Below are 26,997 nucleotides of genomic sequence, written 5' to 3'. Positions count from 1 at the left end.
TCACCAGCGGACCGGCACCGGCAACGCCGTCAGCAGCCCCGACACCGCGACGACCACGCCCAGCGCGAGCACCTCCGCCCGCGCCGGGGAACAGGCGGTCAGCGGGTCCGCCGCGTGGCGCAGCCGCCGCCGCGCGCACAGGGCGAGCCCCGCCACGGCGGCCACCAGGAGCACCTTGGCCAGCAGGACCCGCCCGTACGCCGTCGACGTCAGCTGCTCCACCACCGTCTCGGGCGGCATCCGGCGCAGCGAACTCCACACCCCCGTCGCGGTGACGGCGGCGAGCAGACCGACCGCCACGCGCGCGTAGCGGCCCAGCAGCGCGGCGCCCGCCGCCGTGGCGCCCCAGCGGCGCAGGGTGCGCAGCGCGTACAGCAGACCGCCGGCCCACAGGGACGCGCACGTCAGGTGCACCAGCGTCAGTCCCGAGCCGACCCACGGGGTGTGCTCGGTCGTGGGGTGCGCGCGCAACGCCTCCGCGACGGCGACCGCCGCCAGCGGCCACACCTGGGTGCCGGGCCGCCGCGACAGGACGCACAGCCCCGCCACCGCGAACGCGTTCACCTCCAGCAGCGCCAGCCTGCCCTCCCGGGACGCGTGCAGCCCGCCCAGGTCGATCCCGGTGACGCTCCCCGGCACCGGGTCGCCGGCCGCCACCACCGAGGCGAGGCCCAGCGCGGCGGCGAACCCCACGGCGGCGGCGACCGGCGCCCCACTGCGGGGCCACGCCTCGGGAGCGCCGGGCACCCGACGGGCCAGCCGGCGCACGAACAGCTCACCCACCGGCACGCACAGCGCCGCGCACACCACCCCGCGCAGCAGGGCGGTCCCCCCGGCGCCGGGAGCGGCGGCCTCCCCGGTGCCGCGCAGGGCCGCGGACGGCCCCAGCAGCGGTACCAGCGCCCCCAGCGCCACCAGGAGCAGCACCGTCCCGGCCCGGCGCACGCCCGCTGTGTCCGCCGCCCGGGTCCCGCCGACGGCCTCGGAGGTCGGTCGTGTGAACGTCACCTCACGATCTTCACCAGCCGTCTCGGACGCGGGCAACTCCAGCGGCCCGACGGCTCACCCCCACCGGGCGGCGTCCGCCCCCACACCCCCGGTGGCCGCGCCCAGTCGCCCGGCCCCCCGTCGAAGACGACCGGCGACAGCGCGTACCGCAGCCGCCCGAGCCCGCTGTCGGCCCCGGCCAGCCACCGCCCCACCCCCGGCGGCGCGGTGCCCGCCCCCGTTCCGCCGCCCCCGTCCGTCAGCCACGCCGCCGTCCGCGCCAGGGCCAGCCGGACGAGCCGCGTGCCGCCCACCCGGGTCTGCCGTGCCAGCGCCCGCGGCACCGCCGCCGCCAGCAGGTACCCGGTGCCGTGGTCGAGGGCCTGCGCGTCCGGGGCGCCCTCCGTGACATCGATGCCGGTGGCGGCCCGCACCAGGCTGTCGAAGCCGCGCCGCGCGCCCCACGGCCCGGTGCCGCCCCACGCCGACAACTGGGCGACCACCAGCCCGGGCCGCCGCTCGGCGAGTGCCTCCGGCGAGAGTCCGAAGCGGTACAGGGCGCCCGGCCGGTACCCCGTGACCACGACGTCCGCCGAGGCCAGCAACTCCTCGAAGACGCCCCGGTCCGTCGCCATGGCCAGGTCCAGCGTCGCCGACCGCTTCCCGAAGCCGGTGTCGGTGTGCTGGTCGGGCAGTTCGGGTGAGCCGGGCGGATCGAGGCTCAGCCGCACTGTGCCTGACGGCCTGACGGCAGTGCGGGCCGGACGCCACCGACGGCGTCCGGCCCGCGGGGGTACCGCCCGTGTCCTACTTCGGCGAGGTGGCGTCGGCCGTGACGGCGGCGGGGGCGGGCTCGGCCGCGGTGGCCGTGGCGTTGGGCAGGAACGCCACGGCGGTCGCCCTGGCCATCCCGACCGGGATCGCCAGGGCACGGCGGTGCCGCGGAGCGGTCGCTGTCATAGGGGGTGGTCTCCAGTTCTTCAGCTGCGGGACGAGGGCTACTTGACCGCGCGGAGCGCGTTGACGATCCCGAACCCGTAGAAGCCGTTCACGCGTGAGCCGCCCTCGCACACGGCGTCCTCGGTGCCGTCGCCGTTCTGGTCGTACGACTCGGGGCAGCCCGGGTTGTCCGCCTGCGCCTTGAGCAGCAGCTGGAGCTGTGCCGGGGAGGCCCACGGGTGGGTGGACTTCAGCAGCGCGGCGACGCCGGAGGCGTGCGGCGCGGCCATCGAGGTGCCCTGGAGGAAGGCGTAGGAGTTGTTCGGCATCGTGGAGAGGACGCGGCCGTTCTGCGACGGCGTGTCCGGGATCTGGTAGAGCCGGTCGCCGCCCGGCGCGGCCACGTCGACGACCCGGTGGCCGTACGAGGAGTAGTACGACTTGACGTCCTTCACGCCCGTCGCGCTGACCGTGACGACGCCCGGGAGCTGGGTCGGCAGGTCCAGGCACTCGCTGGGGTCGATGGTCCGCTCGACGGGGGTCGTGTCGTTCGGGCTCGACGCGTCGACGATGGCGTCGGAGGCCAGGTCGTGGGCGGAGTTGCCCGCGGAGGCCAGGTGCAGGGTGCCCTTGGCCTGGGCGTACAGCTGGGCCCGGTTGACCGCGTCGACGACCGCCTTCTGGTCGGGGTCGTCCATGCAGTTGTAGAGCCACGGGTCGATGTAGTAGCTGTTGTTGGTGATCTCCACGCCGTGGTCGGCGGCGAAGACGAAGGCGCAGACCACGGCCTCCGGGTAGAACAGGCTGGTGTCCGGCTCGCTCACCTTGATGGCGGAGACCTTCACGCCCGGCGCGACCCCGGCCACGCCTATGCCGTTGCGGGCCGCGGCTATCTCACCGGCGACGTGCGTGCCGTGGTAGTCGTCCGCGGTGTACGGCCGCCAGGCGCCCTCGCTGGTGTCCGCGACGCCGCCGACGCAGTTGGCGGACTGGGACGCGGAGAAGTTCGGCGCGAGGTCGGGGTGGGTGTCGTCGACGCCGGTGTCGATGACGGCGACGGTCACCTTGCTGCTGCCGGGGTTGATCCGGGCGGCCTGGTCGGCGCCGATCGCCCGCAGGTCCCACTGGTCGGCTTCCAGCGGCTCGCTCTGCGCGTCAGCCGCCGAGGCGGCCTCGGTCCGCGCGGCCTCGGCCGCGGTGAGGTAGTCGGCGCCGCCGACGTCGGTGGTGCCCGCGGCGGCCAGCGGCGCGGTGCGGGTGGCGCCCGCCGACTGCACGCCGCGCACCTCGCGCAGCTGCGCCGCGAAGTCGGGGTTGGCCGAGTGCGCGACGATGACGCCGATCTTGTCGTGCGTGGTCACGACGGTGCCGCCGGCCGCGGCGACGGCCCGCTTGACCGACGCGACCGTGGCCCGGGTCGGCGTCACGTTGACGACGTACGTCAGCGTGCCCTCGGCCGCCCGCTCGGCGGTGGTGGGCTGGGTGCTGGGCGCCGCTGACGCGGCGGTGGGCAGGAACCCGAGCGAGGCGGTCAGCGACAGCACCACCGGCACGGCGAGGGCGAGTCGACGTCGGGAACGCGGCTGGGACATGGGGTCTCCACATCATCCGGAAACGAAACCGGCCCGAGACACAGGTGGTGCTCGGGCAGGTACATGACGGGTCTGGCAGGCTGAAGCTATCTCCCGAAGCGGCTGGCCAGCAATGACTTCCTCGAACTGACTTCGCCCTGACTTCGGGACGGTTCCGGAAAGAAGCAAGCTGCGTTGAACCGGTATCCGCGCGGCGCCGTGGACCTTGGGCAGAAGACGCCCGCACCATCGAGCGCCCCCTTTTGGATCACGCCCCCGGCGCCTACCATCGCCAACCGGCCGTGTGACCCACATCACAGAAATGCCAGAGCCGTCATGTCCGTCGTACGAGGAGACTCCGTGGCTACCGACGCACCGCCCCCCTCGAAAGCCGTACACCAACTCCCCTCCGCGGAGGAGTTCGTGGAGGTGCAGCAGAGCGCGGAGTTCGGTGAACTGCGCCGCTCCCACCGCTCCTTCGCCTTCCCCCTGACCGTCGCCTTCATCGCCTGGTACCTGCTGTACGTCCTGCTGTCCAACTACGCCGGCGGCTTCATGGGCACCGAGCTGTTCGGCAACATCAACGTCGCCTTCGTCTTCGGTATCGCCCAGTTCGCCACCACCTTCCTCATCGCCTGGTGGTACTCGCGGCACGCCGACGCGAAGCTCGACCCCAAGGCAGAGGCGATCAAGAACCGGATGGAGGGCGGCGCATGAGCCCCGCGATCACCCTGGCCGCGAACGAGGCCAGCGAGCACCGACCGCTGATCATCACCCTTTTCTCGCTGTTCGTCCTCGCCACGCTCGCGATCACGGTCTGGGCCGGACGGCAGACCAAGGACGCCGCGGACTTCTACGCGGGCGGCAGACAGTTCAGCGCCTTCCAGAACGGCCTCGCCGTCTCGGGCGACTACATGTCCGCCGCTTCCTTCCTCGGTATCGCGGGCGCCATCGCCCTCTTCGGCTACGACGGTTTCCTGTACTCCATCGGCTTCCTGGTCGCCTGGCTGGTCGCGCTGCTGCTGGTGGCCGAGCCGCTGCGCAACTCCGGCCGCTACACCATGGGCGACGTGCTCGCCTACCGGATGCGCCAGCGGCCGGTCCGCACCGCCGCCGGTACCTCCACCATCGTGGTGTCGATCTTCTACCTGCTGGCCCAGATGGCGGGCGCGGGCATCCTGGTCTCCCTGCTGCTCGGCATCACCTCCGACGCGGGCAAGATCCTCATCGTCGCCCTGGTCGGCGTCCTGATGATCGTCTACGTCTCCATCGGCGGAATGAAGGGCACCACCTGGGTCCAGATGGTCAAGGCCGTGCTGCTCATCGGCGGCACCATCCTGATCACCTTCCTGGTGCTGCTGAAGTTCAACTTCAACATCTCCGACCTGCTCGGCACCGCCGCCGACAACAGCGGCAAGGGCAAGGCGTTCCTGGAGCCCGGCCTCCAGTACGGCGGCACCGCCACCACCAAGATCGACTTCATCTCCCTCGGCATCGCCCTGGTCCTCGGTACCGCGGGTCTGCCGCACATCCTGATCCGCTTCTACACCGTGCCCAACGCCAAGGCCGCCCGTAAGTCCGTGAACTGGGCCATCGGCATCATCGGCGGCTTCTACCTGATGACCATCGCCCTCGGCTTCGGCGCCGCCGCGCTGATCTCCCCGGACGAGATCATCGAGTCCAACCCGTCCGGCAACACGGCGGCACCGCTGCTCGCGCTGCACCTCGGCGGCGTCGACTCGACCTGGGGCGCGATCCTGCTCGCCACGATCTCCGCGGTGGCCTTCGCGACGATCCTGGCGGTGGTCGCGGGCCTCACCCTGGCGTCGTCGTCCTCGTTCGCCCACGACATCTACGCCAACGTCATCCGGAAGGGCCAGGCCACCGAGAAGGAGGAGGTCCGCGCGGCCCGCCTCGCCACCATCGGCATCGGCGCCGTCTCCATCCTCCTCGGCGCCCTCGCCCGCGACCTGAACGTGGCCGGACTGGTCGCGCTCGCCTTCGCGGTCGCCGCCTCCGCCAACCTGCCGACGATCCTCTACAGCCTCTTCTGGAAGCGCTTCACCACCCAGGGCGCCCTGTGGTCGATCTACGGCGGTCTGATCGTCGCCACCGGCCTGGTGCTGTTCTCGCCCGTCGTCTCCGGCGACCCCAAGGCGATGTTCCCGGACGTCGACTTCGCCTGGTTCCCGCTGAAGAACCCGGGCATCATCTCGATCCCGTTCGGCTTCCTGATGGGCTGGCTCGGCACGGTCCTGTCCAAGGAGGAGCCCGACACCGACAAGTACGCGGAGCTGGAGGTCCGGTCCCTGACCGGCACCGGCGCCCACTGAGCCCTCCTCCCTCCCCCGCGCGGCCCGCGTCGTAGCCCCCTACGGCGCGGGCCGCGTCCCATGCCGTGGGATCGGACTCGGGCGATGTCGGTGGCGTCGCGTACGCTCGACGGAGTACGAGGACCGGGAGGGTTACGTGCTCATCGACACCTACGGCCGGGTGGCCACCGATCTGCGGGTCTCACTGACCGACCGGTGCAACCTGCGCTGCACGTACTGTATGCCCGAGGAGGGCCTGCAGTGGCTGGCGAAGCCGGACCTGCTGACGGACGACGAGATCGTCCGGCTGATCGACATAGCCGTGGCCTCCCTGGGCGTCCGGGAGGTCCGCTTCACCGGCGGCGAGCCCCTGCTGCGGCCCGGCCTGGTCTCCATCGTGGAGCGGGTGGCGGCCATGTCCCGGCGCCCGCAGATGTCCCTGACGACCAACGGCATCGGCCTCAAGCGCACCGCGAAGGCGCTCAGGGCCGCGGGCCTGGACCGCGTCAACGTCTCCCTCGACACCCTCCGCCCCGACGTCTTCAGGACCCTCACCCGCCGCGACCGCCACCGCGACGTCCTTCAGGGCCTGGACGCCGCCCGTGAGGCGGGCCTGACCCCGGTCAAGGTCAACTCGGTCCTGATGCCCGGGCTGAACGACGACGAGGCCCCCGACCTGCTGGCCTGGGCCGTCGAGCACGACTACGAGCTGCGCTTCATCGAGCAGATGCCCCTGGACGCCCAGCACGGCTGGAAGCGCGACGGCATGATCACCGCTGGTGACATCCTGGCCTCCCTGCGCACCCGCTTCGACCTCACCCCGGAGGGCTCCGAGGAGCGCGGCTCCGCCCCGGCCGAACGCTGGCTGGTCGACGGCGGCCCGCACCGCGTCGGCGTCATCGCCTCGGTGACCCGCCCGTTCTGCCGCGCCTGCGACCGCACCCGCCTCACCGCCGACGGCCAGATCCGCACCTGCCTCTTCGCCACCGAGGAGACCGACCTCCGCGCCGCCCTCCGCTCCGACGCCCCGGACGAGGAGATCGCCCGCATCTGGAAGCTGGCGATGTGGGGCAAGAAGGCGGGCGCGGGCCTCGACGACCCGACGTTCGTCCAGCCGGACCGACCGATGTCCGCGATCGGGGGGTAGGGGCCCTCCACGGCCACGCCCCTCTCACAGCCCCCTGGCCTTGATGACCCGCTGTTCGGCCGTCTCCACCTCGAAGCGGGCGGCGGGATCGTCCCCCGCCCGACGTACGGCGCCACGGACCAGGGCGAGGTAGAAGAGCGCCGGTGCGCAGGGCGTCCACCGCTCCGGCGGCTCGTCGGCGACGAAGCCGAGCACGGAGTCGGGGTCGGCGTCCACGAACTCGAAACGGTCGTGCTCCCACTTGTCGGTGACGCCGCGGGTCCAGCGCAGCCGCAGCGTCTTCTCGTCCAGGTCGGGCAGGACCGCGCGGAAGAAACCGGCCCACTGGTGGTTGTTCAGGTCCAGGCCGAAACCGAGCAGCTCCAGGTCCAGCCGGTCGGTGGCGTGGACGGCGAGTTCCTCGAACAGGGCGCGCCGGGCCACCGCGTGCAGGCTGATCGGGCTGCCGTCCGCGGGCAGGTCGTGCTGGCGTGCCATGCCCTCGTTCGCGGAGGAGTTCCACCGTGAACTGTTCGGCCCGGCGACCTGGGCGCTGCGCCGCGAGAACAGCATCTTGCCGTCCCTCCCGGTCTCCAGCGCCACGTTGATGCCGAAGCTGCAGTTCATCCACGTCGGCGCCAGCGCCGGGTCCTCACCCTCCAGGTACTGCTCGCGCAGGGTCAGACCGTTCTTCTGCTTGCGCTCCAGGTTGAGCGACGTGGTGAGGAAGTCGTAGTAGTCGGCGTCCTGCAACGTGAGGGTGACCACGGGCTCCTCCGCCAGGTGGTTGCGGCTCACGGTGATCCGCTCGACGGCGAAGCGCTCGTTGTTCCAGCGGTGCGGCAACCCGAGGGCCTCGTTGCGCAGTTCCTCCTCCTCGATCGCGTGCCGCCAGCTGCCGATCTCCTCGGGGAACTCCACCCGCTGCCGCCGGTACCGGACGCGGACGTCCTCCTCCCGGATGGGACGGGTCCCGTCACCCTCGTAGATATGGCAGTTCGTCTCCCGGCCGACCAGCGTGAACCTGTCCCGAGACATGGACAACTCCCCCTTGAGTAAGCTCTGTTGCGACTGACAAAACTACAGCCCGGGACTGGTCATGAGGCGGAGCGAGGTGGGCGACCACCTGTCACTGGTCAAGTCCGAGCGGCGCTCGTCGTCGCTGGTCGGCACCGTGGCGGTGGCCGACTACGCGCATCCCGACGAGGACACACGGCAGCGGCGGAGACTGCGGAACGTGGCCGACGTCCGCGACCGGTTCACCGACATCGCGCGCACCTCGCTGGGGTTCGGGGAGAGCCTGCACCTCGACGGGGAGGGCACCGACTTCCAGCAGCTGTGGGAGACGGGACTGGAGGACTTCCTCGCCCACGGCGCCGAGCGGAAGATCCTCTACTGGACGGGACACGGCGTCCACCGCGCGGACCACGGGTACTTCCTCGCCTGCTCCGACTCCTGGGCCTCCGGGGAGTTCGCGCCGGAGCGCGCCGTCTCCGTGACGGGGCTCGTGGACCGGATCCTGCGCTCCGACCAGGAGACCGACACCCTCCTGATCATCGACGCCTGCTCCTCCCACAGCCAGCTCCCCGCGGCACTGCGCCACGCCCTGAGCCTGGAACAGGCCAGCGTGTCCCGGGCCCGCCAGACCCGGCAGGCCGGGTTCGCCGTCATCGGCACCTCGGGGGTCGACGTACAGATCCCCGAGGGCCGGTGGGTGAGATGGCTGGAGGAAGCCCTGGCGAAGCCGGACTTCGTCGCCCCCGACCACGCCCGCCCCTTCGAACCCTCCGCCCTCTACCTGCCCCTGCCGTACCTGCGGGACGCCGTGGACGCGGAGGCCGCCGCCTCCGGCCTCGACGAGCCCGAGCAGCGCCCCGGCTACACCGAGGTCCGCTCGCTGCCCAACAGCTTCCTGGACAACCCCCACTTCCAGGACAGCGAACGACGGGTCTACACGCCCGCGAAGCTGGTGGAGCGGAAGCCGTGGGCCGAGGCCGAGCAGTTCGGACTCGAAGAGGGCAGCCACCTCAGCCGTCACTTCGCGGGCAGGCACCACGCCCTGGGCCGGGTCGTGCGGTGGATGGACACCCACCCCAGCGGACTCCTCGTGGTGACGGGCCTCGCGGGGACGGGGAAGACGGCTCTGCTCGGCCGTCTGGCCCTCACCTCCCTCCCGGAGTGGCGGGAGACCCTCCGCTCCGACCTGGCCCCCGCCACGCTGCCGCGCGCCGGAACCGTCCACGCCGCCCTGAGCTGCCGGGGCCAGTCGGTGCACTCGCTGGTCACGGCACTGTGGGGCGTCCTGTCGCACGTCGAAGGGGTGGGCCCCCGGCCCGAGGAGCCGGTCACCCCCGAGCAGTGCTGCGCCGCCGTCGACACCCTCGTCTCCCGGGCGGGCTCCCTGAACCTGCTCTTCGACGCGCTCGACGAGGCGCTTCCGGACCAGGCCCACGACATCGCGCGCCACCTGCTCAACCCGCTGTCCGCCCTCGCCGGCGTCCGCCTGGTCGTCGGGACGCGCCCGCAGCCCCGCAGGCGCACCACCGCGCCGACCGAGGAGGAGTCGCTGCTCGACACGTTGAACCAGAGCGTCCGCCCCGTGGTGCTGGGCGACGACGACGAGGCGCGCCGGAGCATCGCGGGCATGGCCCTGTCGGTGCTCGCCACGGAAGGCTCCCCGTACCAGGGGCGCGCGAGGGACGACGACCGCGACTGGACCGCCCGGCTCGTCGCCTCCCACAGCCACGGCTCGTTCCTGGTGGCCCGGCTCGCCGCGACGGAACTCGCCCGTCGGCCCCGGGTCGTCACGGAGGCCGACCTGTCGGCCTGGACGAGTTCCGGCGGCATGGACCTGCACCGGCGCCTCAGCGAGGAGGTGGGCCACCTCGTCTCCCAGCGGGGAGCGGAACGCGCGCACGAGGTGCTGCGCGCCCTGGCCGTGATCCAGGGGCGCGGACTGCCACCGGGCAGGGTCTGGCTCTCCCTCGCCAACGCGCTGCGGGACACCGGGACCCCGGAACTGGCCCTCGGCGACCTGCAACGCGTGTGCCGGAGCGCCGGCGGCGGCATCATCGCCTCCCAGCGGGCTCCGCGCGGCGACGGAACCACCCACACGACCTACCAGCTGGCCCACCCCAGCTACGGCGAGTTCTTCCTCACCGGCGCCGGACTGGACACCCGCGGCGCCCACGAGAAGGTCGTGACGGCGCTGCGCGCGCAGGCCGGCGGCGACTGGGGCAGGGCGGACGAGTACACCGTCGACTACCTGGGCGCCCACGCCGCCCAGACCGGGCCGCGGGAACTGCACGCGCTCTTCCGGGACGTGCGGTTCCTGCTGTGGACCAACCCGGACGTGATGCTGCCGCTGGCGGCCACCCTGGCCCGGGACAGTGACGGCGCGGCGCTGTACGGACGCGTCGGACGCGACTTCCGGCAGTCGTCCTCCCCGCTGTCCGCCGAGGCCCTGCTGTCCCGCAAGGCGTTGCTGAGGGCCACCGCGTTCGTCAGCCACCGGGACGCCACCTACCGGGCGCTGGCGGAGATCGACGGGTTCCTGCCCTGGCAGGAGTACTGGACCGACATGCGGCCCGACCCCCTGGAATGGCGCCGCGCCGCTCCCCTGGGCGGGGCCAGGACGCTGAGCTGGCGCGCCGGTACGGGCGCGGCGGAACTGACGCCCGGGGACACGCTGACCGCCGGGGGACGCGGGGAGGTGCTGGTCCTGGACCCGGAGTCGGGCACCCGGCTGCTGACCCGCAGGACCCGGGACGCGACCGGTGAACGGGGGAGCGCCCTCACCGAGGTGCGGGAGGTGGGCGCCGGACCGCACTGGACCACCGTCGCCCGCGATGACGAGGCGGTCTACTTCTGGCACTCCGGGTCCCGGCTGCCCGACTACGTCTACCGCTGGGGCGGCGCCGTCAGGTCCCTGGCCGCGGCCGGGCGGGCGTCGGAGACGGTCGTCCTGGCGGCCGACGGGCAGCGGATGTGGATGTGGTCCTGGAAGGGCGGCCCGCGCCGACACGGCACCCACCTCACCGACCTCCGCATGATGGACGCCGAGCGGCTCGCCGCCCTGCGCATCGAACCCCGCCTGTTCGTCCTGGTCGCCGGGGACCGCGCCCGGCTGTTCGAGGTGGACCGGCGGACGAAGGGGTACGGCGGCCTGCTCTCGGACGGCACGGACCTGGGCGAACTCGAAGCGCCCGCGGTGGCCGCCGCGGCGACCGCCGAACCGGACCCCGGACCGGCACCGGGCCGGGCGGGGCGGCGGGGCTGGATCGCGGTCGCCGACGGCCGCCACATCCACGTCTGGAGCTGCGAGACCGACCCGGACGCCCCCGTCGCACCGCCCACCGTGCGACGCGTCGCCCGACTCGACTCCTCCGCGCGGGGACTGGCGTTCGGACGCCACGGCGACGACCTGCTCCTCGCCGGTTACGAGGAGGTCGCCGTCCGCATCTGGGCCGTCGAGGACCCCCGGCGCCAGGCGTCCTTCCAGACGACCGCGCCCCGGGAGAAGGCCCTGGCCTTCGAGCCCGGCGGGCGGGGGCTGCTGGCCGTGGCCGACGGCTCCGACATCCGGATGATCGACGTGGTGCCCGCGCTCGCGTCCGGCCACGGCACGCTGCGGCGCCCCGGCAACCAGCACCCGGCGGTCGCCCTGGCCGGGGCACCGGACGGCCCGCCCCTGCTCTGCCGCACCTGGGACGACCAGGTCCTGGTGTCCCGCCCGGACCGTGGCGCTCCGGCCAGCGCTCCCGTCACCCCGCTCACCCACCGCAAGCTGGTGACGGCCGTGGACGCGGTGCGCGTGGCGGACGGCTGGACGGTGGCCGCGGCGGCGGAACGCACCGTACGGACCTGGCACCTGTCGGAGGACCTGTCCGTCGTCGAGGCCCTGCCCGACCTCACGCTCGGCGGCGACGCGGGGGAACGGGTCCCGTCGCTCCGTCTCGTCGTCGACCCCGACGGCACGGGGCCGCGGCTCTACGTACCGGACGGCGGACGCGTCGTCCACGCCCGCCTGCCCGCCGACGCCTCCCACGGCTGGCGGACCGGGGAACCGACCTGGGCCGGACTGCGCTGCTGCGGCATCGACGCCAGGGCCATGCGGGACGGCACGCGCTGGCTGGCCGCCGACCTCGGTGACGAACTCCGGCTGTGGAGCCACGACGAGGGACGCCCGAGGGAGGAGCACCACCTGGACGCCGTACGCCCCACCGGTCTCGTCCTGGGGGAGCTGTACGACCCGGAGGACGCGGAGTCCTTCCCCCTGCTGGCCTGGGCGGACCGGGAGCGCGGCGTCTACGTGCAGGACTGCTCGGCCGGGTACGACGCCCCGCCGCGGCGGCTCCCGGGAGGGACGCCGGAGAAGGCGTCGCTGGTGTTCGCCGGTCCTCCGGAGCGGCCGGTGCTGCTGGTCTGCGACGAACGGGCGGCACCCCGCGTGTGGGACGTGCGGACCAGGGCCTGGCTGCACGGACCGGGCGTCCCGTGGCGCGGGTACGCGGTGCACGCCACGGCGGCGGCACCCGACCCGGAGGGCCTGGTGGTGGCGCTCCAGGGAAACGACCGGTGCGACCTCATCCGGCTGCCCCACGCGTTCTTCGCGGGGCGACCGAGCAGGACACACACGACATCACCCAGGTGAGGGAGGGTGCTGGTGGAGCACGACCTCGTGGTGTTCGTCCCCGGACTCCTCGGCAGCCGGCTGGTCAGGGACGGCCGGGACGTCTGGGACGAGTGCGGCAGCGCGCTGCTCAGCTCGCCGCCCTCCGCACGGGCACTGGAGCGGGCCGCCCTCCCCGCGGGCCTCGGCGACGAACTGCCCGAACGTCGCTTCCGGCTGACGCCGGACGGGCTGCTCATGACACCGGACTCGATGCCCGGACTCCTCTCCAGCATGGGCTACCCCGACCTCCGCGCGGCGCTCGGTGACCTGGCTGACGGCCAGTACGTCCCCTTCGCCTACGACTGGCGCCTGTCCCACCGGCTGGTCGCCGCGCAGTTGGACGAGCGGGTCCAGCGGGAGCTGGCCCGGTGGTCGGAGCGGGTGGACGCCTCCTACCCGGACCGCCCGGACGACCCGAAGGCCGTCCTCGTCTGCCACTCGACCGGAGGACTCGTCGGCCGGTACTACCTGGAGTGCCTCGGCGGCCGGGAGACCGCCCGGACGCTGGTCACCCTCGGCACACCCCACAAGGGCATGGCCCAGGCCGTCCGCCTCCTGACCGGGCACGCGGTCGGCGACGACGCCGCCCTGGGCGGCGACGCGCGCACGCTCAACGAGGTCCTGCGCGACTTCGCCCTGAACCTCCCGTCCGTCGCGCAACTGCTGCCGGTCTACGACGATGTCGTCCGCGTCGAGGGCAGGAGCCGCCCGCGCGGCCTCGCCGACCGCCGGTACCCCGTCCCCGGTCTGCCCACCGCCCTCGTCGAGGACGCCCGGTCCTTCCACCAGGAGTTCATGGCGGAGCGGGAGGCGCACCGGCGGACCGACGCCGGAGGCCGCCTGCCGTACCAGGTGTACTGCGTCGGGAGCATGGCCCACCCGACGGCGCGGAACGTCGTGCTGTCCGCCGACGGACGGCACCTGGTCACGAGGACCGACGACAGTCTCCTCGGGGAGGGTGACGGCACGGTCCCCCGGGAGTCGGCCGTCGCGGACTGGGCGCTCCAGGACCGGACGGCCCTGCTCTGGACGGAGCACCGGCACGAGGAGCTGGCGGGCGCCCGCGCGCTCGGCGACTGGCTCGTCGCCATGAGGAAGGGCCAGCCGGTGAGCGGGATGCTCGCCGGTGACGAGGAGATCACCCTGCATGCCCCGTCCGAGATCGCGGCTGGCCGGGCGTTCGAGGTCTCCGTCCTGGGGATCAACATCCAGGACCGTGACCTGCGGGCCGTCATCTGGCGCGTGGGCACCTCCGCCAGACAGCCGGTCGTCTTCTCGGCCAGCGGGACGGGCCGGTTCCGGGCCGAGATGGTGGGGGAGCCCGGGAAGTGGGTGATGGAAGCGGTGGTCAAACGGCCGATGCGCGCGGACCGCAAGGTCATCACGGTCTACACGGCGTGAAGCCGCCACCGACACCAGAAGGAGCGGAACCATCACCGTGTCTCCCGGCACCATCGCGTCCGAAGCCCCCGACTGGCCGCACTGCGACCGCACCGGGGCCCGTGGCCCGTGTCCCGGCCGTCGGGTCGAGTCGTACCCGGCCTGCCTGGCGCATCTCGGCGCGACCGAGCGGGCCGCGTACCTGGACGGACTGGAGCCCGGCGCCGACCTCGACCACCGGGGCACGCCCTTCACCCAGGACCTGCTGGACGAGCTGCTGACCGCGCTCCGGGACCCGGGAACGGGACGGTCCCGCCTCGGCCGGGTCGACTTCGACGAGGCCCGCTTCAGCGGCGACGCGCAGTTCCAGCACCTGGACGTCACCGGCGTCGCCTCGTTCGGCGCGGCGCGATTCGAGGGCGGCGCGTGCTTCGACACCGTCAGGTTCGAGGCCGCGGTCAGGTTCGGGGAGGCGCGGGTCGCCCACGACCTCTGGTTCGAGGACGTGGAGATCCACGCCGGGGCGTGGTTCCACCGGGCCGGCGTCGGTGGCGCACTGCGCTTCTCCGTCCGGGAGGTCGGTGGTGACGCCGTCTTCGAGGGGCTGGCCGTCGGCGGTGACGCGGTGTTCAGCGGGACGGAGTTCGGGGGGATCGCCCGCTTCGCCGCGGCGACGGTCGGTGGCGCGGCCTGGTTCGACGGTGCGGTGTTCCGGCGGGACGCCCGGTTCGACCAGGCCGAGATCGCCCGGGCGGCGTGGTTCGACCGGGCCGAGTTCCGCCAGGAGGCATGCTTCGACGCGGCGACGATGCGTGAGGACGTCTCGTTCCACGGCGCGCGCTTCGCCAGGGGTGTCATGTTCGTCGGCGCGATCATCGGGGGCGACGCGGGGTTCGGCGCGGCGGACGTAGGCGGTGACGTCGTGTTCCGGCGGGCGGCCTTCCAGCGCACGAAGAGACTGGGCCCGGTGGTGTTCCCGGCGGCCCTTGACCTGTCCGGCGCGGTCTTCGAGTCCGCGGTGACGATCGAGGCCGCCGTGCGGGAGCTGCGCTGCCGGGGGACGCGCTGGGCGTCCACCGCGTCCCTCCGCCTCCGGTACGCCGCCGTCGACCTGAGCGACGCCGTCCTGGAGTTCCCGGTCGGCGTCGCCAGCCGGTCCCGCCCGTTCCTCTCGGAGGACGGTGCGGAGATCAGCGAAGAGGGGCTGACCGACCCACGGGTGCGTCTCACGTCCCTGCGGGGCGTCGACGCCGCGCACCTGGTACTGACCGACGTGGACCTGACGTGCTGCCTCTTCGCGGAGTCGGTCCACCTCGACCAGCTGAAGCTGGAGGGCCGGTGCCCCCTCCCCCTGCCGCCTCCCGGGGTGCGCTGGACCCGGCGGAGGACGTTGGTCGAGGAGCACCACTGGCGCGCGGCGCGGCGCGGTGCCGACGGGTGGACGCCCGCGCCGGACGGCGCGGACGTACGGGAGCCCGCCGCGCTGGCGCCGGTGTACCGCCAGCTCCGCAAGGCCCTGGAGGACGGCAGGAACGAGCCGGGAGCGGCGGACTTCTACTACGGCGAGATGGAGATGCGCCGTCACGACCCCGACGCGTCCCGCGGCGAGCGGACGCTCCTCCACCTGTACTGGGCGGTGTCCGGCTACGGTCTGCGGGCGACGCGCGCGCTCGGCTGGCTACTGCTCGCCGTGACGGCCACCGTGCTGGCGATGATGCTGTGGGGCCTGCCGCGGAACGCCCCCGAACCCGTGAGCACCGGGAAGACCACCGGCGGCACCGTCACCCTGACCACGCGCACACCGGACCCCGTCAACCCCTCGGGGCCGTACGGCCGCCGCCTGTCGTCCGAGCGGTTCGAGAAGGCGCTGCGGGTGGTCGTCAACTCGGTGGTGTTCCGGTCCTCCGGACAGGAGCTGACCGTCGCGGGGACCTACGTCGACATGGCGTCCTGCGTCGTCGAACCCGCCCTGCTCGGACTCGCCGCGCTCGCCGTCCGCAGCCGGGTGAAGAGGTAGCCGCCGGATGTCAGGCGCCCTGCCGGGCCTCCCACTCGGTGAGGGTGACGACGTCCTTCAGGAACCCCCGTACCCCCAGGAACTGCGACAGGTGCGCGCGGTGCTCCTCGCACGCCAGCCAGGTCTTGCGGCGGTCCGGGGTGTGGAGCTTGGGGTTGTTCCAGGCCAGTACCCAGACCGCGGGGACACGGCAGCCCTTGGCGGAGCAGATGGGGGTCGTCTCGTCAGTCACAGGTATGTCTCACAACCGCGGGAAAAGGCGACGCCGAGCAGCCACGGGGGGAGCTGCCCGGCGTCGGTCCGTCGCTCCGACGGGGGATGCGGAGCGCCTACGAAGTATGTCACGCCGCACCGGCCGCCGGGCACCGGAACTGCACGATCGATATGAGCTTTTCTTGAGCTTGGCTGGAACCGTCGGTGACAAGACGCGCAGCCGTCCCCGGGGTCACTGCCGGTCGCGTGCCCCGCCCCCACCCTCCGCGGCACCGGTGGGCTCGGAGGTGTCCCGCGGGGTGTCCCGGGGCGGCAGGATCATCGGGGGCGTCGGTGCCGTCACGAACGTCGACGGCAAGGACGGCGCGTTCTCGCGCCCCGCGTTGGCGATCACCACAGCGATGTAGGGGAGCACCGCCCCGAGCACCAGCGCCACGATCGCCACGTGCCGCTCGACGTTCCACAGGGTGGCCGCGAGGATCACCGACAGTGTCCGCACGGACATCGAGATCACATACCGGCGCTGCCGTCCCCGGACGTCCTCCGCGAGGCCCTGCCGGGCGCCGGTGATCCGGAACACCTGGGCGCCACCGCCGCCGTCATGCCGCTTCCGCATCACACTTCCACCATCCGCCCGCATCGGACTCGCCCGGTCCAACCACCACGTTACGCCGCCCACCCGCCGCCTTCGAGCGTGGGGGCGCCTCTGTGGGCAAGGGGCCACGGGGCCCCGGCGGGGGACGTCCGTCGGATGGCCGTACGCGAGGTGCGGGTGGTACGGGGCGGGCCGAGACTGGGCGTACCTTCCGGAACGAGCGGGATGAGGAGGCGGCCATGGGATGGTTGTGGGCGATCATCGTGGGATTCGTGCTCGGCCTGATCGCCAAAGCGATCATCCCGGGCAAGCAGCACAGCCCGTTGTGGCTGGTCACCATCTTCGGCATCCTCGGCGCCGTCGCGGGCAACGCGCTCGCGCGGGCCGCCGGAGTCGACGCGACCAGCGGCATCGACTGGTGGCGGCACGTCTTCCAGGTGATCGCCGCGGTGATCATCGTCTCGGTCGGCGACCGGCTCTACATGGCGCTGCGCGGCAACCGACGCCGGGCCTGAGGGTCGTACGCCCCCCTCAGGCACCGGCCTCGTCGACGGTCAGGCGCCGGTCACCTCGACGGCGGCCAGGTTCTTCTTGCCGCGCCGCAGCACCAGCCAGCGGCCGTGCAGCAGGTCCTCCTTGGCGGGTACGGCGTCCTCGGCGGCGACCTTCGCGTTGTTCACGTAGGCGCCGCCCTCCTTCACCGTGCGCCGCGCGGCCGACTTGCTGGCGACCAGGCCGACCTCCGCGAACAGGTCGACGACCGGGCCGGGCTCGGCGACCTGGATGTGCGGCACCTCGGAGAGCGCGGCGGCCAGCGTCCGCTCGTCCAGCTCCGCCAGCTCACCCTGGCCGAACAGCGCCCGGGACGCGGCGATGACGGCGGTGGTCTGGTCCGCGCCGTGCACCAGCGTCGTCAGCTCCTCGGCCAGCGCCCGCTGCGCCGCCCGCGCCTGCGGACGCTCCTCGGTCTGCCGCTCCAGCTCCTCCAGCTCCTCCCGGGACCGGAAGGACAGGATGCGCGAGTACCGGGAGATGTCCCGGTCGTCCACGTTCAGCCAGAACTGGTAGAACGCGTACGGCGTCGTCATCTCCGGGTCCAGCCAGACCGCGCCGCCCTCGGTCTTGCCGAACTTGGTGCCGTCCGCCTTCGTCATCAGCGGCGTCGCCAGCGCGTGCACCGAGGCGTCCGGCTCCAGGCGGTGGATCAGGTCGAGACCGGCGGTGAGGTTGCCCCACTGGTCGCTGCCGCCCTGCTGGAGCGTGCAGCCGTACCTCCGGTAGAGCTGGAGGAAGTCCATGCCCTGGAGGATCTGGTAGCTGAACTCCGTGTAGCTGATGCCCTCGGAGGACTCCAGGCGGCGGGCGACCGAGTCCTTCGTCAGCATCTTGTTGACGCGGAAGTGCTTGCCGATGTCGCGCAGGAACTCGATCGCGGACAGGTTCCGCGTCCAGTCGAGGTTGTTCACCATCACGGCCGCGTTCTCGCCCTCGAAGGACAGGAACGGCTCGATCTGCGCGCGCAGCCTGTCCACCCAGCCCGCGACGGTCTCCGGGCTGTTCAGCGTGCGCTCCGCGGTCGGGCGCGGGTCGCCGATCAGGCCGGTGGCGCCGCCGACCAGGGCCAGCGGGCGGTGCCCGGCCCGCTGGAGGCGGCGCACGGTGAGCACCTGCACCAGGTGCCCCACGTGCAGCGACGGCGCGGTCGGGTCGAAGCCGCAATAGAACGTGACGGGACCGTCCGCGAGCGCCTTGCGCAAAGCGTCCTCGTCAGTGGACAGGGAGAACAGCCCCCGCCACTTCAGCTCGTCGACGATGTCCGTCACGGTTCTCGTGTCTCCTAGAGGTCCAAGAGCGGTCCCCGGCCGGTCGGGTGACAGCCGAGGGGAACGCCTACGAGGTTATACGCCCTGGCTGACACTGCTCATGTTGAAGTCCGGCACGCGCAGCGCGGGCATCGCCGTCCTGGTGAACCAGTCGCTCCACTCCCGGGGCAGGGTGCGCTCCGTACGGCCCGCCTCCACCGCCCGGCCCAGCAGCCCGACCGGTGACTCGTTGAACCGGAAGTTGTTCACCTCGCCGGTCACCTCGCCGTTCTCGACGAGGTACACCCCGTCCCGGGTCAGCCCGGTCAGCAGCAGCGTCGCCGGGTCCACCTCGCGGATGTACCACAGGCAGGTCAGCAGCAGCCCCCGCTCGGTGCCGGCGACCATCTCCTCCAGGGAGCGGTCGGAGCCGCCGTCCAGGACGAGGTTGCCGATCGCCGGGGCCACCGGCAGCCCGGTCAGCGCCGCGCTGTGCCGGGTGGTCGTCAGCCGTGCCAGCTCGCCCGCGCGGATCCACTCCGTGGCCTGGACGGGCAGCCCGTTGTCGAACACGGACTGGTCGGCGCCGGAGGAGTGCGCGACCACGAACGGCGGCGTCTCCAGGCCCGGCTCGTCCGGGTCGCTGCGCAGGGTCAGCGGCAGCTCGCTGAGCCGCTCGCCCACGCGGGTGCCGCCGCCCGGCTTGGAGAACACCGTCCGCCCCTCGGCCGCGTCCCGGCCCGACGCCGACCACAGCTGGTAGATCAGCAGGTCGGCCACGGCGGTCGGCGGCAGCAGCGTCTCGTACCGGCCCGCGGGCAGCTCCACGCGCCGCTTCGCCCAGCCGAGGCGTACGGCCAGCTCCGCGTCGAGCTCCGCCGGGTCGACGTCCGTGAAGTCCCGCGTCGACCGGCCCGCCCACGCCGACCGGGTGCGGTCCGGGGACTTGGCGTTCAGCTCCAGGGTGCCGTTGGGCTGGTCGTGGCGCAGCCGCAGCCCCGTCGACGTGCCCAGGTAGGTGGAGACCATCTCGTGGTTGGCGAAGCCGTACAGCTCCCGGCCGCTGGCACGCGCGCGTGCGAACGCCTCGCCCAGCGCCGGGGCGAACTCGGCGTACACCGCGGACGACGTCTCGGCGGGCGGCGCGGTGAAGTCCGGCGCCTCGGGCACCCCCGTGACCAGGGGCTGGGCGTCCTCGGCGGGACCGGCGCCGCGCGCGGCGGCCTCGGCTGCCCGCACCAGCGGCTCCAGCTCGTCCGCCGTCACCGCGGACCGCGACACCACCCCCGCTGCCGTGCCCTCGCTCCCGTCGACGGTCGCGACGACCGTGAGCGTGCGCCCGCGCGTGACGCCGTTCGTGGTCAGCGCGTTGCCCGCCCAGCGCAGGTTGGCGGTCGAGTGCTCGTCGGCGATCACCACACAGCCGTCCGCCCGGGACAGCTCAAGGGCCCGCTCGACGATCTCGTGCGGCTTGTTCACGGGCGCGCTCATCGACCGGCCTCCTGCGTGGTGTTCAGAATGTTGACGCCCTTGAAGAGCGCGGACGGGCAGCCGTGCGACACGGCGGCGACCTGCCCCGGCTGGGCCTTGCCACAGTTGAAGGCACCGCCCAGGACGTACGTCTGCGGACCGCCGACGGCCGCCAGCGAGCCCCAGAAGTCGGTCGTGCTCGCCTGGTAGGCGACGTCCCGCAGCTGCCCGGTGATCCGCCCGTTCTCGATCCGGTAGAACCGCTGCCCCGTGAACTGGAAGTTGTACCGCTGCATGTCGATGGACCACGACCGGTCCCCGACGACGTAGATCCCGCGGTCCACCCCGCCGATCAGGTCCTCCGTGGACATCCCGGCGGGATCGGGCCGGAGACTCACGTTGGCCATCCGCTGCACCGGCACATGCGCGGGGGAGTCCGCGAAGGCGCACCCGTTGGACCGCTCGAACCCGGTCAGCCGCGCGATCCGCCGGTCCAGCTGGTAGCCGACCAGCGTCCCGTCCTTCACCAGGTCCCAGGACTGCGCCGCCACGCCCTCGTCGTCGTACCCGATCGTCGCGAGCCCGTGCTCGGCCGTCCGGTCGCCGGTGACGTTCATCAGGTCCGAGCCGTAGCGCAGCTTGCCCAGCTGGTCGAAGGTGGCGAACGACGTCCCCGCGTACGCCGCCTCGTAGCCGAGCGCCCGGTCCAGCTCGGTGGCGTGGCCGATCGACTCGTGGATGGTCAGCCACAGGTTGGACGGGTCCACCACCAGGTCGTACAGCCCCGGCTCGACGCTCGGCGCCCGCATCTTCTCCGCGAGCAGCTCGGGCAGCCGCGCCAGCTCGTCCTCCCAGTCCCAGCCGGTGCCCGTGAGGTACTCCCAGCCGCGCCCCACCGGCGGCGCGATGGTCCGCATCGAGTCGAACTCACCGCTCGACTCGTCCACGGACACCGCCGTGAGCTGCGGATGCAGCCGTACCCGCTGCTGGGTGGTGACGGTCCCCGCCGTGTCGGCGTAGAACTTGTTCTCGTGCACGGTCAGCAGCGAGGCGTCGACGTGGTCGACCCCGCTCGCCGCCAGCAGCCCACGGCTCCACTCCGCCAGCAGCGCCGACTTCTCCTCGTCGGGCACGGTGAACGGATCGGTCTCGTACGACGAGACCCAGGTCCGGTCGGCGTGTACCGGCTCGTCGGCCAGCTCCACGCGCTCGTCGGACCCGGCGGCCTTGATCACCTGCGCGGACAGCTTTGCCATGGCCACGGCCTGGCTCGCCACCTTCGCGGCGGCGTCCATCGTGAGGTCCACGCCGGACGCGAACCCCCACGTACCGCCGTGCACCACCCGCACCGCGTAGCCGAGGTCGGTGGTGTCGGACGACCCGGACGGACGCGCGTCCCGCAGCCGCCAGGAGGCGCTGCGCACCCGCTCGAACCGGAAGTCGGCGTGGTCGGCACCGAGCGCACGCGCGCGTGCGAGCGCGGCGTCGGCGAGGGCGCGTAGGGGCAGCGCCAGGAAGGACGGATCGACTTCATGGGGCACAGACGGAATCCCTTCGGGGTGACAAAGACGGGCGGGCCACGGAATTCTCTCCCGTGGCCCGCCCGCTCCGTACGGTCTACGACGACGCCGCGAGTGTCGTGAACGCCGCCCAGGCGGACGGCGTGACGACGAGGGGGCGGATCTGCTCGTCCTTGGAGTCGCGGATGTGGACCGCCTCGGGGCGTACGGCGACCTCGACGCAGTTGTCGCCCTCGCTGCCGCTGTAGCTGCTCTTGACCCAGCTCAAGCTCAGCTCGTCCCTCTTGCTCATAGCGCTCCTCGCATCTGTTCCAGCAGCCTCACCGTAGCCCGGCAGTCCAAGGCTTGGGAACGCAGCCTGCCATAGCGCTGGAGCAGGACGCTCACGTCTTTCGGCGCGGTGATCAGGCTGCTCGATCGCTGCCCTTCCGTGTAGCCGATCCACTGGTGGGACGGGGTCTCGGCCAGGTACATGTGACCATCGATCCCGCAATGGTCCTCCTGCACCGTGGGCATGATCTGGAACTCGACGTTGCGCTGTTGGCTCACGTCCAACAGGCGGTCGATGACCTCCCTGGTGACGCTGCTGCCTCCCATGCGCCGCTCCACCACGCTCTGCTCGACGATGAAACTGAACGCGGTGTTCGGACGGCTGGTGAGGAGTTGCTGCCGGTCCAGACGAGCGGCGACCTTGCGCTCGATGTGTTCCTCGGTCACCGGAGGCAGACGGAGGTCGAACACGGCACGGACGTAGCTCTCCGGCTGCAACAGCCCCGGGATCGCCCGGCACTCGTACGCATACAGGGAGATCGCCTCTTCCTCGATCCCGGCCCACTGCTGGAACCAGGACGCCAGCCCGGCCCTCCGCCGAAGACTCCGCGCCGCCGCCTCCAAGACCTTGCTCGCCACCGGCCCCAACGCCTCGCCCGCCCGACCCGGCAGCTTCTCCGGAGGGAACCGCTTCCCCTGCTCGATCTTGGCGATGCACGCGGCCGAGTACCGTACCCGCGCCGCGAACTCCTCCTGGGTCAACCCGGATTCCTCCCGCAGTGCCTTCAGCACCGCGCCGAACGTCCGCAGACTGTCGGAGAGTTCCGCTTCCGTCGTCATCGCCACGTGCCTCCCGTGCTCAGGTCCTCGCCCCGTCATCCCTGCCAACCCGACAACGGTCACGGGGAGTTACCCACCCAGTCCAGAGTGTGCACTGATACAAGGGCGTCTGTATGGGCGTCGGACCTGTTGGTCAGGCGCGGTCGGCCAGGAGGCTGCCCCCATGCCAGTCGCACCACCTCCCCACGAGACCGTCACCGTGAGTGTGTTCGCCCAGCGCCTCTCCGCCACCAGACGCGGCGCCCGGCTCGCCCGGCGGCTCACCACCCAGCAGCTCGACTCCTGGGGCATCCCGTACGGCAGCCCGGCGTCGGAGGACGTCGCGCTCGTCGTCGCGGAACTCGCCGCCAACGCCGTGCTGCACGGCCGCGTCCCGGGGCGCGACTTCGGGCTGGCGCTGCGCTACGACCGTGCGGCCGCCGTCGTACGGGTGGAGGTGTCCGACGTCCACCCCGGCGTCCCCGAACCGTCGCGGGCGCCCGCTGGCGCGGTGGACGCGGAGGACGGCCGGGGGCTGCTGCTCGTCGCGGCGCTGGTCGCGCGGTGGGGGGTGTGCGGTCGGACGGGGCCCGGAAAGACCGTCTGGGCCGAGTACACGTTGTAGGTACAATCGAGGATAGGTAGATACAACTCCTACCTGCATCGAGGGAGCCGATCGTGACCACGATTTCCGTCCGTGAGTTCTCCTACAACCCCAGCGCCGTGTTCGCCCGGGTCGAGAAGGGCGAAGCCATCCAGGTCACCCGGCACGGCAACGTGATCGCGATACTGTCACCGGCCGGTGGCCCCATGGAGCGGTACGCGCACCTCGTGGCGCAGGGAAAGATCAAGCTGAAGCCGGTCACCGCCGCCGACCGGCACAACATGCCGCACTACGAGGTGTCGGCCGATGTCGACCCCCTGGCCGCGCTGATGGCCGAGCGCGCGGAGGACGACCGTTGATCTACATGGACACGTCGGCGTTGGTGACGTGGATGACCCGCCGTAACCACTGGGCCGAGTTGGACGGCTTCCTCCAGCAGCGCGTCACGGAGCCGCTCGCCACCAGCACGCTCGGCTTCGTGGAGACCGTACGGACCCTCGACCTCATAGGGCACTTCCCGAAGGCGATGGACGATCTGGACGCCCGGGTCACGGAGATCCTCCTCACTCGGGAGGTGCGCGACGGGGCGGCGGCTCTCGTCGGGCGACTGCGGACCCTGGACGCGATCCACGTGGCCAGTGCGCTGTCGCTGCGGGACGATCTGACCGCCTTGGTGACGTACGACCGCAGGATGCTGGAGACGGCCCGCGCCGAGGGACTGGCCGCTCACGCTCCCGGGATGGCGGACTGACATACGGAGGGTCACGCGGGGCGGTGACTGTAGGGACCCGACAGTCACTCCCGTAAGCCACTGTGGATGCCCGAATGTCTCCCGCAGGCCCGCGACCGATAGGTTTCCAGGGAAGCCGCCTGCCGTCGTCGCCCGTGGACGAGGTGTTCGGGCGGGTATCTGACCGCTATCGAAAGGGTGATCCGTTGAGCCGCTCGGTTCTCGTCACCGGAGGTAACCGGGGCATCGGCCTCGCCATCGCCCGCGCTTTCGCCGACTCCGGCGACAAGGTCGCGATCACTTACCGGTCCGGCGAGCCGCCAGCCGGTTTCCTCGCCGTCAAGTGCGACATCACCGACCCCGAGCAGGTGGAGCAGGCATACAAGGAGATCGAGGACGCGCACGGTCCCGTCGAGGTCCTGATCGCCAACGCCGGCATCACCAAGGACCAGCTCCTGATGCGGATGTCCGAGGAGGACTTCACCTCGGTCATCGACACCAACCTCACCGGCACCTACCGGGTGGTCAAGCGCGCCAACCGGGGCATGTTGCGGGCCAAGAAGGGCCGGGTCGTCCTGATCTCCTCGGTCGTCGGTCTGTACGGCGGCCCGGGGCAGGCGAACTACGCCGCCTCCAAGGCCGGGCTCGTCGGCTTCGCGCGGTCCCTCGCCCGGGAGCTGGGGTCGCGCAACATCACCTTCAACGTCGTCGCGCCCGGCTTCGTGGACACCGACATGACCAAGGTGCTCAGCGACGACCAGCGCACCGCCATCCTGGCGTCGGTGCCGCTCGGCCGCTACGCGCGGCCCGAGGAGGTCGCCGCGACGGTGCGGTTCCTCGCCTCGGACGACGCCTCGTACATCACTGGAGCCGTCATCCCGGTTGACGGCGGACTGGGAATGGGTCACTGAACACATGAGCGGAATCCTCGAGGGCAAGCGTGTCCTGATCACGGGTGTGCTGATGGAGTCCTCCATCGCCTTCCACACCGCCAAGCTGGCCCAGGAGCAGGGCGCCGAGATCATCCTGACGGCGTTCCCGCGGCCCACGCTGACGGAGCGCATCGCCAAGAAGCTGCCCAAGCCCACCAAGGTCATCGAGCTGGACGTCACCAACGACGAGCACCTCGGGCGGCTCGCCGACGTGGTCGGCGAGGAGCTGGGCGGGCTCGACGGCGTCGTGCACTCCATCGGCTTCGCCCCGCAGGACGCGCTCGGCGGCAACTTCCTCAACACGCCGTTCGAGTCCGTCGCCACGGCGATGCACGTCTCGGCGTTCTCCCTGAAGTCGCTGGGCATGGCGTGCCTGCCGCTGATGCAGAACGGCGGCTCCGTCGTCGGCCTCACCTTCGACGCCCAGTACGCCTGGCCGCAGTACGACTGGATGGGCCCGGCCAAGGCCGCCCTGGAGGCCACCAGCCGGTACATGGCCCGTGACCTGGGCAAGCAGAACATCCGCTGCAACCTGGTCTCGGCGGGCCCGCTCGCCTCCATGGCCGCCAAGTCGATCCCCGGCTTCAGCGAGCTGGCCGCCGTCTGGGACCACCGTTCCCCGCTGGAGTGGGACCTGAAGGACCCCGAGCCCGCCGGGCGCGGCGTCGTGGCCCTGCTGAGCGACTGGTTCCCCAAGACCACGGGCGAGATCATCCACGTGGACGGCGGCCTGCACGCCGTCGGCGCCTGACAGCACCCGCCGGTACGTCCGTACGACGCCCCGTCTCCCGCCGTTCGCGGGGGCGGGGCGTCGGCGCGTTCCGGAGTCCGGGCGCCGTCGCCCGTCCGGCCCAGTCGGCCGGGCGGAACGCGCCGCGACCGTACACGCTGGAATACGCGTTGACCACGCGCGTTACTCCCTGCCCCGTACGGCCGAGGAGGTCCCGTTGTGCGCCTGCCCCCCAGCCTGGCCGCGGTGACCGTCGCCGTCACGCTCGTCCTGTCCCTGCCGTACGAGGCGCTGCCCCACGCGCGCGTGGCGCCCGGCAAGGCCGGGAGCCCGCCGCCGTTCGGCGCCGAGTGCCGTACCCGCATCCACGGCTCCCACGTCGTCGCCCACTGCCACAATCCCTACGTCGACACCGACCGGGTGCGCCTGCACGTCGAGTGCGCCCGCTGGTGGGACCTGGACACCGACAGCGCCCCGGCCGACGCCGGGCCCGCGACGACCGTACGGATCACCGGGCGGTGCTGGAAGGAGGTCCGCGCGGTGTGGGTCAGCCACCAGCGGGTGGCGGGCTGACCCGGTCCGGACGGCACGAGAACGGGTAGCTCGCCGCCTCCGCCGCGGCCGTCACCGCGTCGCCCGCGCGGAGCGCGTCCAGCAGTGGGGTGTGGTCCATGTAGGACTCCGGCGTCAGCTCCTGGCCGACGTCCGCGCGCAGCCAGTCCCGCAGCACCTCGCCGAGGTCCGCGTACATCGCGGTCATCGCGTCGTTGTGGGAGGCCGCCACCACGGCCATGTGGAAGCTGGCGTCCGCCGTCACGAACGTCTCCGCGTCGCCGGTCAGCCAGGCGTCCTCGCGGCGCCGGAGCAGCGCGTCGAGCTGCTTGAGGTCCTTCTCCGTGCGCCGCTCGGCGGCCAGCTTCGCCGCGCCCGACTCCAGCGTGGAGCGCAACTCGGCGATGTGCCGGGGGTCCGCACCGGCGAACCGGCGGTGCATCACGCCCGCCAGCTCGCTGGTGGCGACCACGTAGGTGCCGGAGCCCTGGCGGATGTCCAGCAGGCCGTTGTGCGCCAGCGCCCGGACGGCCTCGCGGACCGTGTTGCGGGCGACCCCGAGCTGCTCGACCAGCTCGGGCTCCGTCGGGACGCGTGAGCCGACCGGCCACTCGCCCGAGGTGATCTGGTTGCGCAGCTCGGCGATGACCTGCTCGGACAGCGCCGAACGGCGGGGGTGGCTCAAGGGCATGGCCCACCTTCGCACGGAACCGGTGGGGACTGGCGACCCCACCCTGGACAACCAATCATCCCA

25 protein-coding genes and 1 pseudogene are annotated in these 26,997 nt (G+C 72.3%); 13 read left to right on the top strand and 13 right to left on the bottom strand.

Annotated elements, in window-relative coordinates; all coding sequences use genetic code 11:
• The 4 genes and pseudogenes from ABZ659_RS04890 to ABZ659_RS04875 form a co-directional block, all read right to left on the bottom strand.
• Positions 1 to 945, bottom strand: coding sequence for a CopD family protein (locus tag ABZ659_RS04890; protein ID WP_360213967.1), 945 nt, complete (start codon positions 943 to 945; stop codon positions 1 to 3).
• Between the two features lie 59 nt (positions 946 to 1,004).
• A pseudogene (locus ABZ659_RS04885) lies at positions 1,005 to 1,703 on the bottom strand (CoA transferase); the annotation flags it as partial.
• A gap of 91 nt (positions 1,704 to 1,794) precedes the next feature.
• Complete coding sequence (locus tag ABZ659_RS04880; RefSeq protein ID WP_360213506.1) at positions 1,795 to 1,947, bottom strand: hypothetical protein; 153 nt, start codon at positions 1,945 to 1,947, stop codon at positions 1,795 to 1,797.
• A gap of 38 nt (positions 1,948 to 1,985) precedes the next feature.
• The gene (locus tag ABZ659_RS04875) at positions 1,986 to 3,518 is read right to left on the bottom strand and encodes a S8 family serine peptidase (protein WP_360213504.1); all 1,533 of its coding nucleotides are present in this window, start codon (positions 3,516 to 3,518) and stop codon (positions 1,986 to 1,988) included.
• A gap of 339 nt (positions 3,519 to 3,857) precedes the next feature.
• Here ABZ659_RS04875 and ABZ659_RS04870 point away from each other — a divergent pair, with 339 nt between their 5' ends.
• The 3 genes from ABZ659_RS04870 to moaA all read left to right on the top strand — a co-directional run bounded on the left by ABZ659_RS04870 (position 3,858) and on the right by moaA (position 6,956).
• Complete coding sequence (locus tag ABZ659_RS04870; protein WP_360213502.1) at positions 3,858 to 4,214, top strand: DUF485 domain-containing protein; 357 nt, start codon at positions 3,858 to 3,860, stop codon at positions 4,212 to 4,214.
• On the top strand, positions 4,211 to 5,830 hold the full coding sequence (locus ABZ659_RS04865) for a cation acetate symporter (protein ID WP_360213500.1): 1,620 nt from the start codon (positions 4,211 to 4,213) through the stop codon (positions 5,828 to 5,830). Before ABZ659_RS04870 ends, ABZ659_RS04865 begins: the two co-directional genes overlap by 4 nt.
• Positions 5,831 to 5,966: 136 nt before the next feature.
• A complete protein-coding gene (moaA, locus tag ABZ659_RS04860) occupies positions 5,967 to 6,956 on the top strand; it encodes a GTP 3',8-cyclase MoaA (protein WP_360213498.1) in 990 nt (329 codons plus the stop codon).
• Between the two features lie 24 nt (positions 6,957 to 6,980).
• Here the strand turns inward: moaA and ABZ659_RS04855 are convergent, their stop codons facing one another.
• On the bottom strand, positions 6,981 to 7,973 hold the full coding sequence (locus tag ABZ659_RS04855) for a translation initiation factor 2 (RefSeq protein WP_360213496.1): 993 nt from the start codon (positions 7,971 to 7,973) through the stop codon (positions 6,981 to 6,983).
• Positions 7,974 to 8,034: 61 nt separating this feature from the next.
• Here ABZ659_RS04855 and ABZ659_RS04850 point away from each other — a divergent pair, with 61 nt between their 5' ends.
• The 3 genes from ABZ659_RS04850 to ABZ659_RS04840 are packed head-to-tail and all read left to right on the top strand — an operon-like array spanning position 8,035 to position 16,006.
• On the top strand, positions 8,035 to 12,588 hold the full coding sequence (locus ABZ659_RS04850) for a peptidase C14 caspase catalytic subunit p20 (RefSeq protein ID WP_360213494.1): 4,554 nt from the start codon (positions 8,035 to 8,037) through the stop codon (positions 12,586 to 12,588).
• A 12-nt stretch (positions 12,589 to 12,600) separates the two neighbouring features.
• The gene (locus ABZ659_RS04845; protein ID WP_360213492.1) at positions 12,601 to 14,010 is read left to right on the top strand and encodes a hypothetical protein; all 1,410 of its coding nucleotides are present in this window, start codon (positions 12,601 to 12,603) and stop codon (positions 14,008 to 14,010) included.
• A 37-nt stretch (positions 14,011 to 14,047) separates the two neighbouring features.
• On the top strand, positions 14,048 to 16,006 hold the full coding sequence (locus tag ABZ659_RS04840) for a pentapeptide repeat-containing protein (RefSeq protein WP_360213490.1): 1,959 nt from the start codon (positions 14,048 to 14,050) through the stop codon (positions 16,004 to 16,006).
• 10 nt (positions 16,007 to 16,016) lie between these two features.
• Here ABZ659_RS04840 and ABZ659_RS04835 read toward each other — a convergent pair whose 3' ends face one another.
• Positions 16,017 to 16,238, bottom strand: coding sequence for a hypothetical protein (locus tag ABZ659_RS04835; protein WP_360213488.1), 222 nt, complete (start codon positions 16,236 to 16,238; stop codon positions 16,017 to 16,019).
• Positions 16,239 to 16,451: 213 nt separating this feature from the next.
• Complete coding sequence (locus tag ABZ659_RS04830; RefSeq protein WP_360213486.1) at positions 16,452 to 16,835, bottom strand: DUF3099 domain-containing protein; 384 nt, start codon at positions 16,833 to 16,835, stop codon at positions 16,452 to 16,454.
• 218 nt (positions 16,836 to 17,053) lie between these two features.
• On the opposite strand from ABZ659_RS04830, the gene ABZ659_RS04825 reads away from it, so the two are divergent.
• Entirely contained in the window at positions 17,054 to 17,329 is a 276-nt protein-coding gene (locus ABZ659_RS04825) for a GlsB/YeaQ/YmgE family stress response membrane protein (protein WP_360213484.1), read from the top strand.
• 39 nt (positions 17,330 to 17,368) lie between these two features.
• Here the strand turns inward: ABZ659_RS04825 and tyrS are convergent, their stop codons facing one another.
• The 5 genes from tyrS to ABZ659_RS04800 all read right to left on the bottom strand — a co-directional run bounded on the left by tyrS (position 17,369) and on the right by ABZ659_RS04800 (position 22,716).
• Complete coding sequence (tyrS, locus tag ABZ659_RS04820) at positions 17,369 to 18,637, bottom strand: tyrosine--tRNA ligase (RefSeq protein WP_360213482.1); 1,269 nt, start codon at positions 18,635 to 18,637, stop codon at positions 17,369 to 17,371.
• A 75-nt stretch (positions 18,638 to 18,712) separates the two neighbouring features.
• Positions 18,713 to 20,107, bottom strand: coding sequence for a metallopeptidase TldD-related protein (locus ABZ659_RS04815; RefSeq protein ID WP_360213480.1), 1,395 nt, complete (start codon positions 20,105 to 20,107; stop codon positions 18,713 to 18,715).
• Positions 20,104 to 21,627, bottom strand: a complete 1,524-nt coding sequence (locus tag ABZ659_RS04810) for a TldD/PmbA family protein (RefSeq protein WP_360213478.1) — start codon at positions 21,625 to 21,627, stop codon at positions 20,104 to 20,106. The genes ABZ659_RS04815 and ABZ659_RS04810 overlap by 4 nt, the downstream gene beginning before the upstream one ends.
• Positions 21,628 to 21,703: 76 nt before the next feature.
• Positions 21,704 to 21,898 (bottom strand): DUF397 domain-containing protein, encoded by a 195-nt coding sequence (locus tag ABZ659_RS04805; protein WP_360213476.1) that lies wholly within the window; start codon positions 21,896 to 21,898, stop codon positions 21,704 to 21,706.
• On the bottom strand, positions 21,895 to 22,716 hold the full coding sequence (locus ABZ659_RS04800) for a helix-turn-helix transcriptional regulator (protein WP_360213965.1): 822 nt from the start codon (positions 22,714 to 22,716) through the stop codon (positions 21,895 to 21,897). The genes ABZ659_RS04805 and ABZ659_RS04800 overlap by 4 nt, the downstream gene beginning before the upstream one ends.
• A 163-nt stretch (positions 22,717 to 22,879) precedes the next feature.
• Here ABZ659_RS04800 and ABZ659_RS04795 point away from each other — a divergent pair, with 163 nt between their 5' ends.
• The 6 genes from ABZ659_RS04795 to ABZ659_RS04770 all read left to right on the top strand — a co-directional run bounded on the left by ABZ659_RS04795 (position 22,880) and on the right by ABZ659_RS04770 (position 26,264).
• Positions 22,880 to 23,320 carry an ATP-binding protein gene (locus ABZ659_RS04795; RefSeq protein ID WP_360213474.1) on the top strand — a complete coding sequence of 147 codons (441 nt, stop codon included), beginning with the start codon at positions 22,880 to 22,882 and terminating at the stop codon, positions 23,318 to 23,320.
• A gap of 53 nt (positions 23,321 to 23,373) precedes the next feature.
• The gene (locus ABZ659_RS04790; protein WP_360213472.1) at positions 23,374 to 23,658 is read left to right on the top strand and encodes a type II toxin-antitoxin system Phd/YefM family antitoxin; all 285 of its coding nucleotides are present in this window, start codon (positions 23,374 to 23,376) and stop codon (positions 23,656 to 23,658) included.
• 5 nt (positions 23,659 to 23,663) lie between these two features.
• A complete protein-coding gene (locus ABZ659_RS04785) occupies positions 23,664 to 24,050 on the top strand; it encodes a type II toxin-antitoxin system VapC family toxin (RefSeq protein ID WP_360213963.1) in 387 nt (128 codons plus the stop codon).
• A 185-nt stretch (positions 24,051 to 24,235) separates the two neighbouring features.
• Positions 24,236 to 24,940, top strand: a complete 705-nt coding sequence (gene fabG, locus ABZ659_RS04780; RefSeq protein WP_360213470.1) for a 3-oxoacyl-[acyl-carrier-protein] reductase — start codon at positions 24,236 to 24,238, stop codon at positions 24,938 to 24,940.
• A 4-nt stretch (positions 24,941 to 24,944) separates the two neighbouring features.
• Positions 24,945 to 25,712 carry an enoyl-ACP reductase FabI gene (fabI, locus tag ABZ659_RS04775; protein WP_360213468.1) on the top strand — a complete coding sequence of 256 codons (768 nt, stop codon included), beginning with the start codon at positions 24,945 to 24,947 and terminating at the stop codon, positions 25,710 to 25,712.
• A gap of 198 nt (positions 25,713 to 25,910) precedes the next feature.
• Positions 25,911 to 26,264 (top strand): hypothetical protein, encoded by a 354-nt coding sequence (locus ABZ659_RS04770; protein WP_360213466.1) that lies wholly within the window; start codon positions 25,911 to 25,913, stop codon positions 26,262 to 26,264.
• On the opposite strand, the gene ABZ659_RS04765 is transcribed toward ABZ659_RS04770, so the two are convergent.
• Positions 26,239 to 26,934 (bottom strand): FadR/GntR family transcriptional regulator, encoded by a 696-nt coding sequence (locus ABZ659_RS04765; RefSeq protein ID WP_360213464.1) that lies wholly within the window; start codon positions 26,932 to 26,934, stop codon positions 26,239 to 26,241. The two genes, ABZ659_RS04770 and ABZ659_RS04765, sit on opposite strands and share 26 nt — an antisense overlap.
• Positions 26,935 to 26,997: the final 63 nt, after the last annotated feature.

Origin of the sequence: Streptomyces sp. NPDC006997, assembly GCF_040635175.1 — a bacterium.
GTDB lineage: Bacteria > Actinomycetota > Actinomycetes > Streptomycetales > Streptomycetaceae > Streptomyces.
Note: the sequence above shows the minus strand (reverse complement) of the source record. Positions and strands in the feature narration are given on the sequence as shown.

Excerpts from the sequence above, each read along its gene's own strand:
- ABZ659_RS04830 (WP_360213486.1), bottom strand. The coding sequence starts at position 16,835 with ATGCGGAAGCGGCATGACGGCGGCGGTGGCGCCCAGGTGTTCCGGATC.
- ABZ659_RS04800 (WP_360213965.1), bottom strand. The coding sequence starts at position 22,716 with ATGACGACGGAAGCGGAACTCTCCGACAGTCTGCGGACGTTCGGCGCG.
- ABZ659_RS04785 (WP_360213963.1), top strand. The coding sequence starts at position 23,664 with ATGGACACGTCGGCGTTGGTGACGTGGATGACCCGCCGTAACCACTGG.
- ABZ659_RS04805 (WP_360213476.1), bottom strand. The coding sequence starts at position 21,898 with ATGAGCAAGAGGGACGAGCTGAGCTTGAGCTGGGTCAAGAGCAGCTAC.
- ABZ659_RS04855 (WP_360213496.1), bottom strand. The coding sequence starts at position 7,973 with ATGTCTCGGGACAGGTTCACGCTGGTCGGCCGGGAGACGAACTGCCAT.
- ABZ659_RS04815 (WP_360213480.1), bottom strand. The coding sequence starts at position 20,107 with ATGAGCGCGCCCGTGAACAAGCCGCACGAGATCGTCGAGCGGGCCCTT.
- ABZ659_RS04850 (WP_360213494.1), top strand. The coding sequence starts at position 8,035 with ATGAGGCGGAGCGAGGTGGGCGACCACCTGTCACTGGTCAAGTCCGAG.
- ABZ659_RS04875 (WP_360213504.1), bottom strand. The coding sequence starts at position 3,518 with ATGTCCCAGCCGCGTTCCCGACGTCGACTCGCCCTCGCCGTGCCGGTG.
- fabI (WP_360213468.1), top strand. The coding sequence starts at position 24,945 with ATGAGCGGAATCCTCGAGGGCAAGCGTGTCCTGATCACGGGTGTGCTG.
- ABZ659_RS04765 (WP_360213464.1), bottom strand. The coding sequence starts at position 26,934 with ATGCCCTTGAGCCACCCCCGCCGTTCGGCGCTGTCCGAGCAGGTCATC.
- ABZ659_RS04825 (WP_360213484.1), top strand. The coding sequence starts at position 17,054 with ATGGGATGGTTGTGGGCGATCATCGTGGGATTCGTGCTCGGCCTGATC.
- ABZ659_RS04880 (WP_360213506.1), bottom strand. The coding sequence starts at position 1,947 with ATGACAGCGACCGCTCCGCGGCACCGCCGTGCCCTGGCGATCCCGGTC.
- ABZ659_RS04865 (WP_360213500.1), top strand. The coding sequence starts at position 4,211 with ATGAGCCCCGCGATCACCCTGGCCGCGAACGAGGCCAGCGAGCACCGA.
- ABZ659_RS04795 (WP_360213474.1), top strand. The coding sequence starts at position 22,880 with ATGCCAGTCGCACCACCTCCCCACGAGACCGTCACCGTGAGTGTGTTC.